Raw genomic sequence first — 13,761 nt, 5'->3', positions numbered from 1 at the left:
AGTTTCAAATATATAAAAAGGAGGCAGCTCCAAGTTTTGGAATGCCTCTTTTTCCATGTCTGATTATTCTTTTTCATTCCAATTATTTTGGGCTAGCCGATCCTTTTGTCGATCTTGCTGAATGAAAGGAGCGTTTCCGTCCAACCCGTTTGTTTTTTAAATCAAGCTTTCGTTTATTTCTGCTTTTTTCTTTCTTCATAGGGAGAGGAGGTTCCTCCGTCAATTTTACAGGTGTCGTATCCGGCTCCTTCGTTAACATTTTAATAGCTGCTGCAAGCAATGGGACGGAATCATATTTTTCCAATAGCTCCGCAGCAAAATTTTTATACTGATCTAAATTTTCAGTTTCCACTACAGAGCAAATTTTTTCGACCGTCATTTTTTGTTTTCCTACTAGTGCTTCATCTAAAGTAGGAGGACGCATTCGATCCATTTTTCTTTTTGTTGTATGCTCAATGGTTTCCAAAATACCGCGTTCCCTTGCGGTTATAAACGTCATCGCTTTTCCTGACTTCCCAGCCCGTCCTGTTCTTCCAATTCTATGCACATAGCTTTCAGGGTCTTGAGGTACATCAAAATTATATATATGGGTGATACCAGATATATCAAGCCCTCTGGCTGCTACGTCTGTTGCAACAAGTACATCAATGGCTCCATTTTTAAATTTGTTCAAAACAGATAAGCGTTTCGCTTGGCTTAAATCGCCATGAATTCCTTCTGCTGAATAGCCGCGGACATTTAATGCTTCAGAAAGTTCGTCCACTCGGCGCTTTGTCCTGCCAAACACAATCGCAAGCTCCGGTGATTGCAGATCAAGAAGTCTTGTCAAAACGTCAAATTTTTGTTTTTCAGGCACTTCTAAATAATATTGCTGCACATTTGGAACCGTTACTTCTTTCGCTTTTACACGGACATGAGTCGGATTTTTCATAAAGCGTTCTGCAATTGATTTAATTGGACCAGGCATTGTCGCAGAAAATAGAAGGGTTTGACGCTCCCTAGGAATATTTGAAAGAATGTGCTCAATATCATCAATAAACCCCATGTTGAGCATTTCATCCGCTTCATCTAAAACGACAGTGTGCACAGAATCAAGCCGCAGCGTATTGCGCCGTATGTGATCCAATAACCTTCCAGGTGTTCCAACAATGATGTGGGGAGGCTTCTTCAAAGCCCGAATCTGCCTGGAAATGTCCTGGCCTCCGTAAATCGGCAATACTCTTGTCCGTTTATCATAGCCGATTTTATATAACTCTTCTGATACTTGTATAGCAAGTTCCCGTGTTGGGGCTATCACAATCGCTTGAACAGCTGAATCATGAACATTAATTTTTTCTACTAAAGGGATGCCAAAAGCTGCTGTTTTTCCTGTCCCTGTTTGCGCTTGTCCAATGATGTCTTTATTGTTCAAGCCTAAAGGGATCGCCTGCATTTGAATGGGAGTCGCTTCTTCAAAGCCCATTCTTTTTATTGATTTTAACAGCTCCGGACTCAACCCGAACTGGTGAAACAAATTTGTCAATTTTTCCAAACTCCTTTAAGACTTTTATTAAGCGCTGCTGGATAAAAAGGCTCTTGTGCGTATTTTCTAGAAACTGTAAGCTTATCATAGTCGTGAGAATAGTGTAAACTCCGATTTTTGCTGGAAAGTACGCATAGGGATTTTTATCCATTCACCGCAGGTGTTATCATACCATTTCCATCAATCTATTTCAACTTACCGCACTATAGATAAAAAAGCATAAAAACAAAAGCACAAGCAAAATGATGTTTTATTTTATTTTATAAGGTGGGCGTAAAACCCCTATACCTTTAGGTTAGGGGATGTAAGCCCTAATTTTTGTCCAACTGTTCGAGTGCATATTGAATGAGATAAATAATTGTTTGGGTACGAGTTGTAAAACCTTTCTTTTCTTTGAATTCGTCAATTCGTTTCAGTAACTCTTTTGGATAACGCATATTCAAAACTTGCGACATTTTTTTAAAACCCCCATTGTGTATTAAAATAATACATGATATAATCAATGTATATTATAATAATACACAAACAGGGAGGTGAAAATCAATGATGATAAATAAGGTGTATAAATTTAGAATCTACCCAAACAAAGAACAAGAAATATTAATTAATAAAACATTTGGTTGCTGTCGATTTGTATTTAATCATTTTTTAGCAAAATGGAATGATATTTACAAGGAAACAGGTAAAGGATTAACTTATAACGCTTGTTCTTCTCAATTAACACAACTAAAAAAGGAATTAGTGTGGTTAAAAGAAGTAGACAGCATCGCTCTTCAATCATCACTCAAAAACCTTGTGGATGCGTACAATCGTTTTTTCAAGAAACAAAACGATAAACCACGTTTCAAGTCTAAGAAGAATAAGGTTCAATCTTACACGACTAAGTATACAAACGGAAATATAGCCATTATAGATAACAAAATTAAGCTACCTAAACTTGGTCTTGTTAAGTTTGCCAAAAGTCGAGAAGTAGAAGGTCGTATTCTTAGTGCGACTGTTAGACGAAATCCAAGTGGCAAATACTTTGTGTCCATTTTGGTTGAAACAGAAGTACAAGAGTTGCCGAAAACAGGTTCAGCCGTTGGCATAGATGTTGGCTTAAAGGACTTCGCTATTCTTTCTGATGGAACAAAATATACAAACCCTAAATGGTTTCGTAAGCTAGAAAAGAAATTAGCAAAAGCACAACGTATTCTTTCAAGACGTAAGAAAGGTAGTTCTAATTGGAATAAGCAACGAATTAAAGTTGCTCGCATCCATGAAAAGATTGCCAATACTCGTAAGGATTATTTAGACAAAATTTCAACCGAGATTGTCAAAAACCACGACATTATCGGGATAGAAAATTTGTCTGTTAGTAATATGCTTAAAAATGGTAATCTTGCAAAGGCAATCAGTGAAATATCATGGTCACAGTTCAGAACCATGTTAGAGTACAAAGCAAAGTGGTACGGAAAGCAAGTTGTAACGGTGGCGAAAAATTTTCCATCTAGTCAGCTTTGTTCGTGTTGTGGCTACCAAAACAAAGACGTTAAAAATCTTGCGTTGCGTGAATGGGAGTGCCCTAATTGTTATACCCATCATGACCGAGATATTAACGCAAGTATCAATATCAAAAATGAAGCCATAAGGCTTCTAACCGTAGGAACTACGGGGATAGCTTAGTAAATTAAGGTTCGTTAGAACCTTCTACCTAAGAATCCACTGCGGCTTTAGCCTAGTGGTAGTTCAATCTTTCATTAATGCATGAACAACATCTTCCAGCTTCATTCCTCTGGACGCTTTCACTAACACAAGATCTTTTGAGCCTAGAGCTTTCTTTAATTCATGAATGAGTTCATCTTTGTCAAAAAACACATGAATTTTTCTTTCATCTATAACTTTCTTTGCACCAACGGCAATTTCTTTTCCGAGTTTTCCAAATGTAAAGAGGTGATCAATTTCTTGATCAGACAGCATCATTCCTACTTCTTGATGAAGTTCAACTTCTCTTTCGCCAAGCTCCAGCATATCCCCTAAGACAAGAATTTTTTGCGAATATCCTTTTAGACCATGGACTAGATCAATGGCTGCTTTCATCGCTGTAGGATTCGCGTTATATGCATCATTTATGATGGACAGACCGTTCTTCGTTTGAATCAATTCAAGTCTCATGTTTGTTATTTTCAAATCGCGAAGCCCTTTTTCAATACGATCCAGTCCGATCTTTAGCAGTTCTCCAACAGCGATCGCTGCCAATGCGTTTAAAACATTGTGACGGCCTAAAACAGGGATAAAAAAAGGCTGTTCAGCTATATTGGCGCGAAACCGTGTTCCTTCACCCAACAGCTCCATTGATGTCGGAAAAAGATTATTGTTTTTATTTTCTCCAAACGTTACGGTTTGACATGAATAGTCTTTTTTTAACAAAGGCTCATCACCATGATAAATGAGCGTTCCATTCTCTTTTAAACCCTTTATAATTTCAAGCTTTGCTTCCGCAATCCCTTCACGAGAGCCTAAATCTTGTAAATGAGCATCGCCGATATTGGTAATGACGGCTATATCAGGACGTGCAATTGATGATAATAATTCAATTTCTCCCTTAGCATTCATGCCCATTTCTAATACGGCCACTTCTGTATCTTCAGGCATATCTAATATTGTTAAAGGCAGACCGATATGGTTGTTGAAATTCCCTTTCGTTTTATGCACGCGATACCGAGTGCCCACAACCGATGCGATCATATCTTTTGTCGTTGTTTTGCCATTAGAGCCTGTAATCCCTACTACTTTTGGGTTTACTGCCAACAAATAGTGAGAAGCAATCTGCTGCAATGCTGCCAAGGTATCGTCGACAATGATCAATGGTTTGTCTTGCGGCGGATTCGGGACTGATCTAGACCATAAGGAGGCATGAGCACCATTTTCGAACGCTTTCTCGACAAAGTCATGTCCATTAAACTTTTCGCCAATAATGGGTACAAATAAGTTTCCTTTACGGACATTCCGCGAATCAGTCGTTACTCCTTCGATGGTAATCTTCTCAAATTCCTCTTTTAATTCTGCGTTGTTTGCCATCTGCTTAATTGCTGATAATTGCCGTTTTATCATGCTTTTTTGTTCTCCTTTCAAAAGGCGGCTTTACACAGCCGCCCTAAGAACGATCTTTAAATAGTATACTTGATTCTCTGTTTTAGTTCATATCGCTCGATTCCAAGCTGAACCAATTTTTCAATCAACGCCGGATAATCGATGCCGCTGTGCTTCCATAAAAGAGGGAACATGCTAAACGGCGTAAATCCAGGCATTGTGTTCACTTCATTGATCAACGGTGTTCCGTCTTTTCTCAAGAAAAAGTCTGCCCGAACAAGTCCAGAACCATCGATAGCTTTAAATGCTTTCAGCGCCATTTTCTTGATTTGTTCATATTGCTCTTCCGTTATGTCAGCTGGAATAATGAGTTCCGTATCTCCGTCTTCATATTTCGCTTTATAATCGTAAAACTCTTTTTTCGGAGCAATTTCCCCAACAACAGAGCAGATCGGTTCATCATTTCCAATTACTCCGATTTCAACTTCCCTTCCATCAATACTTTCTTCAATAATCAGCTTCCGATCATACAGAAACGCTTCTTCAATAGATTGAATGAGCGATTGCCGATCTTTTGCCTTGCTGATACCTACGCTTGAGCCGAGGTTGGCTGGCTTTACAAAGCAAGGATACCCGAGCTGCTCCTCGACTTTTTGAAAAACCTTCTCTTTATCTTTTTCCCAGTCTTTGCTCGTAAACCAAACGTACTTTGCCTGAGCAAGTCCTGCTTGGGCAAATAAATTTTTCATAATGATTTTATCCATTCCCGCTGCTGAAGCCAAAACTCCATTCCCAACATAAGGTATATTCAGCAATTCCAGCATTCCTTGTATCGTTCCATCTTCACCATTCGGTCCATGCAATAGCGGAAATACGACATGGACTGGATCAGCGCTTCCTGGAGCGTTAAATAGCTCTTGACTGAAAGGTACCGGCAAATGTTCACCTTTTTCTCCAGCTTCGGAATTTCCCGCTAGAAACTTCAAGTCTTCTACTCTTTCAACTGGACCGTTCAATTGCTTTCCTTTTACCCATTGCCCTTGCTCCGTAATGTAAATTGGATGTATGTCAAATTTATTTTTATCGAGAGCGTTTATTACTGCCCGAGCTGTTTGTAATGATACTTGATGCTCGGCAGATTTGCCCCCATATACAAGCGCCAGTTTGATTGCCATTTATTTTTTCCTCCCGTTTTGAAAAAAATCATCTGTTTTATTTTATCATTATATAGGTTGTTTTTGTTATCATTGCCGAACAATTTATTTGCGGGAGAAAAAAATTCACTTCTTCTTTACCATGAATTAAAATAAATACGAAGGAAGGAGGGGTTATCCAATGAAGCCAATAGAGACAGCAGAACAGTTTGAACAAGTGATTCAGAGCAATCAAGAAACCATCATCAAGTTTTTTGCCGATTGGTGCCCTGATTGCAAAAGAATGGACATGTTTATCGGCGACATTTTAGAAGAATACGGTCAATATGAATGGTATGAGATCAATAAAGATCAATTCCCCGACCTAGCTGAAAAATATCAAGTAATGGGAATTCCAAGCATTTTAATTTTTAAAAACAACGAAAAAATCGCTCATCTGCACAGCGCATACGCAAAAACACCTGAGGAAGTGAAAGAATTTTTAGGCTCGCATCTTAAATAAAGAAAAAGCCGCTGGGGGTGTCTAATAAGTCGTTTTTACGGCTTATTGACGCCCCCATGAATGTTTTAGAAACGTTGATATATCGGTGTTTATGATTTTTTGTTTTCAATGGCGATTTGATTTTCTAAGACAGCCCTTTCATAAAAAGCACGAATCTAAAAAAACTGGACTTCGGATGTTTTTTCATCCAGTCCAGCCTCATTCTTTTCCTATCAAAGTATTTCTATTCCTTTTTTAAATCCTCTAAAACCGTCAATAAATCTCTTAATTGGCTGATTTCATAGTCTGGAGTGACATCTCCGCTAAGCTCCAACTGCTTTCGATTTATCCAAACAGACCGGATATTTGTCCGTGATGCCCCAAGTATGTCAGTGCTCAGTTTGTCTCCAACCATTACCACTTCATTGCTTTGAACACCCATTAAGTTTAGTGCGTGTTCAAAAATTGACGGATCAGGCTTACCTTTGCCGAACTCACCTGAAATGACAATATGCTCAAAATACGATGAGAGAGCAGAAACACTAGCAATCTTTTCTTTTTGCAGGCTTGGATCCCCGTTTGTTAAAAGAAGCAAACGATAGTTTTGTTTCAGCTGTTCTAATACTTCAAATGTATCTTCATATACGAGCGGTCTTTTGCGCCGTTCTGCATGAAAAAGCTCAGCCAGCTTTTCCCCGAATTCAGCATCATCTATACCGACCGCCTTCAAACCGTTCGTCCAAGCATCTTTTCTGTAAACAGGCGCCAATTGATTAAGCTTCCCAAACTGTTCGTGCACGATTTCGCTAAAATTTGCCCAAAGGCCTTCAAACGGATTGATGCCAATCATTTTTGTAAATGGATATGTTTCATAAGATTCATACAATTTTCTCGCTTCTTGACGAACCGCTTCCTCAAGCTGTTTTGAATCAACCCCGTATTGTTCTTCGGCTGTGGTGCAAACATATTGGAATGTGTCGCTGACGCTTTTTTCATCCCAAAGAAGTGTATCATCTAAGTCAAAAAAAACAGCTTTAATCAATCATCTATCTCCTCTCCATATTCTGTTCCATTCTTACCTAAAAACAATTTTTTGACACTGCCAATATTTCTGATTCGAAAGCAAATAAAGATGGATGGCACCTTAATAAATTTTATTTGAAATCAATATAAAATTGAATTATACCTCTTTCGTCCAGCCGAACTTGTCTTCCGCTTTTCCGTATTGAATGTTCGTGATCGTTTCATAAAGCTTTTTAGAAAACTCGCCTGTTTCAGAATTATTCAATAGCATTTTATGCTCATTCCATTTCAGCTCTCCGACCGGCGAAATTACCGCTGCTGTTCCTGTTCCGAAAACTTCTTCCAATTCCCCGTTTTTGTAGGCATTGAAGATATCTTCTATTGAAATGCGTTCTTCATGCACCGGTACTCCCCAATCTTTCACTAGCTGGATAACGGAGTCTCTTGTTATACCGCTCAAAATGCTTCCGTTTAATTTTGGCGTGTACACTTCACCGTTGATTTTGAAGAAAATGTTCATGCTTCCAACTTCTTCTACATATTTATTTTCTTTTCCATCGAGCCAGAGCACCTGATCGTATCCTAATTCCTCCGCTTTTTTTTGGGCGTATAAGCTAGCTGCATAGTTTCCGGATGTTTTAACATGACCAACTCCTCCCGGTACAGCGCGAACATATTCATCTTCAACATAAATTTTTACAGGAACGAGCTGACGGCCTGAATAGTAAGCTCCAACTGGCGACAGGATAATCATAAACTTGTATTCGCTTGCTGGTCTAACTCCTAAATATGGTTCCGTTGCAATGATGAACGGTCTGATATATAAAGAAGTGCCTTCTTTATTTGGAATCCAATCTCTTTCCACTTCAACAAGCCGCACAATGGCTTCCAATACTAAATCAGGGTCAATGGGCGGAATACACATTCGTTCGCAAGAGCGGTTCAATCGCTCTATATTTTTATCCGGTCTGAATAACAATGTGCGACCGTCATTCGTTTTATAAGCTTTCAGCCCTTCAAAAATTGCTTGCCCGTAATGAAATACCATTGCTGACGGCGAGAGCACCAACGGTTCAAACGGCACTATACGAGGGGAATGCCACCCTTGCACCTTATTATAATCCAATATAAACATATGGTCTGTAAAATGTTTTCCAAATCCTAACGATTCAAGATCAGGCTTTTCTTTTAACCGGTCCGATTTAATAAATTCAATAACTTGATTCATGTTCATCCATCCTTTCTCATTATTTTAATTTTATTGTGCGCTGCTGACTAGACCTATTTGGTTGCCAATTTTTATTGAATGCTTGATTGGCTAAATCGGGCTTTTCTTTTAGCGGGCAGCATGGCGAAATAGCCAATTAAAAAAACATGCCCCAGCAATCACCAACGCATAAAACATCGGTTGATTGCTGGGGCGAGATGCTTCGCGGTACCACCCAGCTTCTCTGTATTCCTCACAGAATACAGACTCAGCAAGTCACACATAGATGACTTTCTTCGTAACGGAAGATCCGTTGTTTTATACTTTGGCAAAAAGCCATTTCTAAAACAAGGCTCCAAGGCGATCTTCAAAGAGAGATAACGGCTGGCCTTTCAGCCTATGGGTCAGCTCTCTAATACGTCATCGCTCTCTTCTACTGCTCCTTTTCCTCACCTTTTTCATATGAAATTATCAAAATAAAAACTCGCCCCAATCCAAAAAGAAATATTGGATTGTTGAGGCGAGTTTTTCGCGGTACCACTCAACTTTTCTGTATTCCTCGCGAAATACAGACTCAGCAAGTCACGTACATGACTTTTCTTGATAACGGAAGAACCGTTGCTTTATACTTTAGCTTGCGCTATTTCTAAAACAAAGCTCCAAGGTGACCTTCAAAGAGTGGTGAACGACCGACCTTTCAGCCTGCGGGTCAGCTCTCTATGCGCCACCGGCCTCTTTTACTGCTCCTTTTCTTTGCTTTTCTTATCTGAAAATAATTTATTTAGTAAATAATTTTGAAAATGATTATATAACCTCTTTCGTTTTAAGTCAATAAGAATTTAGTTTTTATAAAAAATTTGTTTCCGACACGTCTCGATTTCACCCAATTCATCACTTTTTCTCTATATCTGAATAAACTGACATAAGAAAAATGAAAGGTGGGATATTTGCATGTATGCTAATACACATTATGTAAACTACTATTATCCAGTTTACGACCACAGCTTCATTAGACAAAATAGAAACAACAGCTCCATTGACAATATACTGAAGGCTATCTTAAACGGAATTTCTTCTGAAGCAAGTGCTATTGATTTTTACACAAGATTGGCAAAGGCGGCGGAAACTTCTGAACAGAGACAGGCAATTGAACATGCGCTAGAAGACGAAAAAATACATTTACGAACATTCACGCAGCTTTATCAAACATTAACAGGAAAAAAACCGGTTTATCAAACAAAAATAACTCGATTCCGAAATTTCCAAGAAGGTCTGCGGATCGCTTATGAACAAGAATTGGAAGCATATGAGACATACCGCGATAATTATTTATCTACACAAGATCCAATGATTCGAGATGCTTTTTTTAGAGCCATGACTGATGAAATTGAACATGCGTTAAGATTTAGCCACGTACTAAACAAGAAATAGTCGAAATCAATTTTTGCTTCCAGTCATATGAGCGGTCTCATTTGGGTCAAATGCTAAAGGGACTTTTGTAATTTTACTTGTTGTTTCATCAAGTGCGACAAGATCACTTTTGTTCACATCATGAACATTTGTTTTCCCTAAACCTTTGACAGCGACCTGCATTTCTTCCGAAAATGACGTTAAAAAATTAGATAAATAATATGCTGCCTCCTCTTTATTAAATTGATCCGCCATTCTTCCGCTATAAAAGGCCAATACCGTCGGTGGCTCAAATGGTATTGTTTTTACGACCTGTGTATGCGTCATTGCCCATAAAGCAGCAGTTCCTATATAAACAGCGTCTGCTCCAAGCGCCAAAGCCTTCAATGCATCCCCGGGTGTATTGATTCCGCCGCCAATCAATAAGCTCACTTTTCCTTTCATTTCTCTTTTTGTTATATAGTGGACAGCCCTAGTCAATGCATAAATCGTCGGCAATCCGAAATCATCTTGTATGATCGGCGCCGATCCTTTTGTACCTGCCTGACCGCCATCAATCGAAATAAAATCCACACCTGCCAAAAGTCCGTATTCAATATCTTCTTCAAGCCTGTTGCTTGCACAAATTTTGATTCCGATCGGGACTCCTCCAGTGAGTTGTTTTAATTCTTTTACAACCTTTCTTAAATCGTTCGGACTGTTCCATTCATTGAATCTTCTTGGAATAACTGCGGTCTCATCCGGTTTTAAACCTAATATATCACGGGCTTTTCCTTGCAAAAATTCAGGTGAAATTCTTGCCGGGACAGCAGCTGAAGCTCCTTGCCCAATATGGATTTCCACAGCATCTGCCTGTTTTAATACATCTGCATTTTTCCCCCAATTCGCAGTGTGGTATTGAACGATCAAATGCTTTGCCCGTTCACGTTCCTCTTGTAAAAATCCCCCTTCACCGATGTTACAGGCTGTTCCGACAACGGCTGTTCCCCAGGCTTGGGCAATTCGAACTTGTTCGCTTACGCCAAGACCATATGCCATCCCGCCAAGCAAAACAGGTATATCAATTGTGAGAGGTTTTTTGGCCAAGGGACCAATAACCGTTTTCATTTCCACTTTTGCGTCCTCTTTTGCTGGAAAAACAGCGAGCTGAGCGGGTGAAAAAACAAGTCCGTCAAAGTTTAGAAATTTTCGCGGGCTACCAAACGGGCGGTCAATAATTTTCCCTTCTGCAGCCCTCAAGCTGTTCTCAACGACAATCCTTGGACTTATCCGCGTAAAGGCACTGACCATTTCCCATACATTTTCCATATAGGGATCACCCATGAGAATTTTTGTAAACGATGAAGTAGCTCTTTTAATAAGAGGGCGAATAGTTAATAACACGATCACATATGTCAGCAAGGGACTTAATAATAATGCGCCTATTACCAAAAATTCATTCATCCTTCATCGATCCTTTTGAATAAGGTTGTAGATGCTTTCTTTTTTGCCGTTTGCCGCGAATGGCTATGATCACCAGCAATATACAAGGAATAATAATTAAAATCGGCAGCTCAATGAACAATGGAAGCTTTTCCTTTAAAAGTTCTTTTTTCTCGATCTCATTTTCCGCACTTACAATTGCAATGACAAAAATCATAATCGCTGCAGGTAGTATAAAAGGCTGGTGCTTTTGTTTTTTAAACAGCTCCGCCATTCCTACAACTCCTGCATAAAAAAAAATATTTAATTTTATGAAAAGGCCGATAAATAAAGTTAAAATGACAATCGGATCCATTCTCTGAAAAAAGTCGCCGACATTGATTTTTTGGGCTGTATCAAGCAAAGGAAGATCGGCTAATTCCGTTCCGTACACCCCAAGCACTGCAATAGTTAATGCAAAAGTCCATGAGACGGCCAAACCGCTGAATAAAACCGATAACGTTCCAATTCGCACACCGTTCTGAGGTTTGTTTAAGTATGGAAGTATCATGAAAAAGACAACCATTTCGCTATAAGAAATGATAGACGGAAACACCGCTTTGATTAAAGGAAATAAGCCATCTTCTAAAATTGGCAAAAGATGTATCGGATCAACAATTCCGGAGGCAAACACTAAAAAATTTCCCATTATCCCTAGAGTGATCATGATAAAGAAAAGCAGCTGGGCAACTCTTGCGAACACTTCAATTCCTAAAAAGCATGAATAAGAAATAAGTAAAACTCCAATCAATAAAACAACTTCAAGAGGCGTTTCAGGCAAAAGATATTTAATGATGTTATCCCCAGTATCCCGCAATATAAAGCCGGCGATTAAGATAAAATAAAAATTATATATGATTGAAAGCACTGTACCAACAATTTTCCCTGTGTTTTCCAAAAATATTCCTGTCAAGGTTAGGTTTGGAAAACGATTATAAATTGGACCGTAAATCATTAAAATAAGGAGAATGTTAATTCCGGAAACAACTAACACGGCGATCCAATTATTTTGCTTTACTTCCAATCCTAGCCCTGTGACAATCAGACTTCCAAATTGAAACAAAAACATAAATGAAAACATCTGTAACCCATCGATTTTTGCTTTTTCCATATAAAATTCCTTCCATTTCCCTGCTCTCAATCCTCCAGCTTGTGAAGCGGAGGATTGTTGATCGTGCCTGTTCTTCGAATTTTGACATCAACAGTAGTTTTTATTGGAAGTTCAGTGAACGTTTCCCTCCAATGTTTTTTTATTTTTTTCCAATTTTTATAATCGTCCCGATACAATGATTTTCCAAAACCGAAAGCATCGACTCGGTAATTTTGCTGAACATTCGAAAGAACTTTTTCAACTTCTTGTTTTATTTCTTCTTCCGTCTTTTTTTCTATCTTTCTTATCGTTTTTGTATTTGTTATTGTGAGATGCTTGCATTGTACATCCGCTACATTTCCTTGAGCCTCTATATGAACTTCACCAACGGGATTGCCTTTATGCATTTTTGTTTTTAGCTGGCTTTTTGCAGAAAAAATGTCAATGCTTATCTTTCCGTCATTCTTGCATGAAATTTCTTCGATCGTCCGATGTACTTTGCCGATAATATAATGAAGTCCTCTGCTCTGTTGTTCATCCAGCCAGCCTATTAATCGGTCTTGGTGAAACAAAGCGATTCCTTTAAATTTTAATTTTGCTTCAGGGTCAATTTGTTCATAATTGGCTTTCGTTTCACCGACTTGCTGATTGCCTTCTACTGATATTCCTGTCAGTTTCACTTCGATCCCTTCGCTGCTTAAATCCGATAACAATTGATCAAGAGTTACAGATATTGTCGGCGCCCATTGCTTATCTGATAATTCAAGAGAATTAAAAAGCTGGTTCGCCGGGATATCTTCTAACGCTGTTAAAACTTTTAAAATATCCCCTGCCTTGGCATCCTTTGCAACAGTTATATAAAAATCTGTTCTCATTTCATGATCGCGTGACAAAAGATCAAGCACCTCCCCAATTCCCTCTTTTGCTAATTCCTCACCGATTACTAAAATCCGCAAATGAGACGAGTAAATTCTCCTTGGAACAGCAGTGGTCATTCGTCGTATAGCTTCAATGATGGTGTGACCTTTCTCTTGATAAGTCATAACAGGAGTTTTATCCCCTTTACTCATCAGCATGGCAATTTGACTAGGGTTTACTATTTGCGAGGTCACCACATACTGGTCTCCTTCTTTATCGATCCCTAAACCCACTTGAATGGCAATCGTGTTTAATTCTCTTCGGTTCCAGCAGCCGGATAACAACAACAAAACAACAGCAAATAAAAGCATCTTTTTGAATTTCATTTTTGCTTAACTCCAGCATTTTTATTTCTTGTTAATATTTGCATTTTTCGTTTTTTTATTCTTAATGCAAGAAAAATTTGCACAAAAAAAAGACGCC

General features: G+C 38.7%; 12 protein-coding genes and 2 other annotated features. Of the genes, 3 read left to right on the top strand and 9 right to left on the bottom strand.

Annotation, left to right across the window (positions count from 1 at the left end):
* Positions 1–82: 82 nt before the first annotated feature.
* Together NSS70_RS02040 and NSS70_RS02035 are read right to left on the bottom strand one after the other, a co-directional pair.
* A complete protein-coding gene (locus NSS70_RS02040) occupies positions 83–1,462 on the bottom strand; it encodes a DEAD/DEAH box helicase (protein WP_063388241.1) in 1,380 nt (459 codons plus the stop codon).
* Between the two features lie 371 nt (positions 1,463–1,833).
* Positions 1,834–1,977, bottom strand: coding sequence for a ribbon-helix-helix domain-containing protein (locus NSS70_RS02035; RefSeq protein ID WP_339198465.1), 144 nt, complete (start codon positions 1,975–1,977; stop codon positions 1,834–1,836).
* An 88-nt stretch (positions 1,978–2,065) separates the two neighbouring features.
* Between NSS70_RS02035 and tnpB the strand changes: the two genes are divergently transcribed.
* The gene (gene tnpB, locus NSS70_RS02030; RefSeq protein WP_339210888.1) at positions 2,066–3,187 is read left to right on the top strand and encodes an IS200/IS605 family element RNA-guided endonuclease TnpB; all 1,122 of its coding nucleotides are present in this window, start codon (positions 2,066–2,068) and stop codon (positions 3,185–3,187) included.
* Positions 3,188–3,250: 63 nt separating this feature from the next.
* On the opposite strand, the gene NSS70_RS02025 is transcribed toward tnpB, so the two are convergent.
* Together NSS70_RS02025 and NSS70_RS02020 are read right to left on the bottom strand one after the other, a co-directional pair.
* Positions 3,251–4,615: a UDP-N-acetylmuramoyl-tripeptide--D-alanyl-D-alanine ligase gene (locus tag NSS70_RS02025; RefSeq protein ID WP_339198460.1), complete on the bottom strand. Its 1,365-nt coding sequence runs from the start codon at positions 4,613–4,615 to the stop codon at positions 3,251–3,253.
* Between the two features lie 56 nt (positions 4,616–4,671).
* The gene (locus NSS70_RS02020) at positions 4,672–5,769 is read right to left on the bottom strand and encodes a D-alanine--D-alanine ligase (RefSeq protein WP_339198457.1); all 1,098 of its coding nucleotides are present in this window, start codon (positions 5,767–5,769) and stop codon (positions 4,672–4,674) included.
* A gap of 160 nt (positions 5,770–5,929) precedes the next feature.
* Between NSS70_RS02020 and NSS70_RS02015 the strand changes: the two genes are divergently transcribed.
* Positions 5,930–6,250 (top strand): thioredoxin family protein, encoded by a 321-nt coding sequence (locus tag NSS70_RS02015; RefSeq protein WP_063388220.1) that lies wholly within the window; start codon positions 5,930–5,932, stop codon positions 6,248–6,250.
* Between the two features lie 223 nt (positions 6,251–6,473).
* Here NSS70_RS02015 and NSS70_RS02010 read toward each other — a convergent pair whose 3' ends face one another.
* Positions 6,474–7,268, bottom strand: a complete 795-nt coding sequence (locus NSS70_RS02010) for an HAD family hydrolase (protein ID WP_339199943.1) — start codon at positions 7,266–7,268, stop codon at positions 6,474–6,476.
* Positions 7,269–7,409: 141 nt separating this feature from the next.
* Entirely contained in the window at positions 7,410–8,480 is a 1,071-nt protein-coding gene (locus tag NSS70_RS02005) for a branched-chain amino acid aminotransferase (RefSeq protein ID WP_063388219.1), read from the bottom strand.
* Positions 8,481–8,665: 185 nt separating this feature from the next.
* Positions 8,666–8,918: a binding site (T-box leader), on the bottom strand.
* A gap of 54 nt (positions 8,919–8,972) precedes the next feature.
* Positions 8,973–9,222, bottom strand: a binding site (T-box leader).
* 188 nt (positions 9,223–9,410) lie between these two features.
* On the opposite strand from NSS70_RS02005, the gene NSS70_RS02000 reads away from it, so the two are divergent.
* The gene (locus tag NSS70_RS02000) at positions 9,411–9,890 is read left to right on the top strand and encodes a ferritin family protein (RefSeq protein ID WP_066247086.1); all 480 of its coding nucleotides are present in this window, start codon (positions 9,411–9,413) and stop codon (positions 9,888–9,890) included.
* A 6-nt stretch (positions 9,891–9,896) separates the two neighbouring features.
* On the opposite strand, the gene NSS70_RS01995 is transcribed toward NSS70_RS02000, so the two are convergent.
* Genes NSS70_RS01995 through NSS70_RS01985 form a run of 3 tightly spaced genes read right to left on the bottom strand, consistent with a single transcriptional unit; the run spans position 9,897 to position 13,664 of the window.
* Complete coding sequence (locus NSS70_RS01995; RefSeq protein WP_340880861.1) at positions 9,897–11,312, bottom strand: FMN-binding glutamate synthase family protein; 1,416 nt, start codon at positions 11,310–11,312, stop codon at positions 9,897–9,899.
* Positions 11,305–12,441: a GerAB/ArcD/ProY family transporter gene (locus NSS70_RS01990; RefSeq protein WP_153028100.1), complete on the bottom strand. Its 1,137-nt coding sequence runs from the start codon at positions 12,439–12,441 to the stop codon at positions 11,305–11,307. Before NSS70_RS01990 ends, NSS70_RS01995 begins: the two co-directional genes overlap by 8 nt.
* Positions 12,442–12,467: 26 nt before the next feature.
* Complete coding sequence (locus tag NSS70_RS01985) at positions 12,468–13,664, bottom strand: Ger(x)C family spore germination protein (protein WP_340880859.1); 1,197 nt, start codon at positions 13,662–13,664, stop codon at positions 12,468–12,470.
* Positions 13,665–13,761 lie beyond the last annotated feature (97 nt).

The sequence above is a fragment of the Aeribacillus sp. FSL K6-2848 genome (assembly GCF_038004325.1).
Taxonomy (GTDB): Bacteria; Bacillota; Bacilli; order Bacillales; family Aeribacillaceae; genus Aeribacillus; species Aeribacillus composti.
The sequence above is the reverse complement of the archived record's forward strand: the minus strand, read 5'-3'. Positions and strand labels throughout refer to the sequence as shown.

Excerpts from the sequence above, each read along its gene's own strand:
- NSS70_RS02040 (WP_063388241.1), bottom strand. The coding sequence starts at position 1,462 with ATGGGCTTTGAAGAAGCGACTCCCATTCAAATGCAGGCGATCCCTTTA.
- NSS70_RS02035 (WP_339198465.1), bottom strand. The coding sequence starts at position 1,977 with ATGTCGCAAGTTTTGAATATGCGTTATCCAAAAGAGTTACTGAAACGA.
- tnpB (WP_339210888.1), top strand. The coding sequence starts at position 2,066 with ATGATGATAAATAAGGTGTATAAATTTAGAATCTACCCAAACAAAGAA.
- NSS70_RS02025 (WP_339198460.1), bottom strand. The coding sequence starts at position 4,615 with ATGATAAAACGGCAATTATCAGCAATTAAGCAGATGGCAAACAACGCA.
- NSS70_RS02020 (WP_339198457.1), bottom strand. The coding sequence starts at position 5,769 with ATGGCAATCAAACTGGCGCTTGTATATGGGGGCAAATCTGCCGAGCAT.
- NSS70_RS02015 (WP_063388220.1), top strand. The coding sequence starts at position 5,930 with ATGAAGCCAATAGAGACAGCAGAACAGTTTGAACAAGTGATTCAGAGC.
- NSS70_RS02005 (WP_063388219.1), bottom strand. The coding sequence starts at position 8,480 with ATGAATCAAGTTATTGAATTTATTAAATCGGACCGGTTAAAAGAAAAG.
- NSS70_RS02000 (WP_066247086.1), top strand. The coding sequence starts at position 9,411 with ATGTATGCTAATACACATTATGTAAACTACTATTATCCAGTTTACGAC.
- NSS70_RS01995 (WP_340880861.1), bottom strand. The coding sequence starts at position 11,312 with ATGAATGAATTTTTGGTAATAGGCGCATTATTATTAAGTCCCTTGCTG.
- NSS70_RS01990 (WP_153028100.1), bottom strand. The coding sequence starts at position 12,441 with ATGGAAAAAGCAAAAATCGATGGGTTACAGATGTTTTCATTTATGTTT.
- NSS70_RS01985 (WP_340880859.1), bottom strand. The coding sequence starts at position 13,664 with ATGAAATTCAAAAAGATGCTTTTATTTGCTGTTGTTTTGTTGTTGTTA.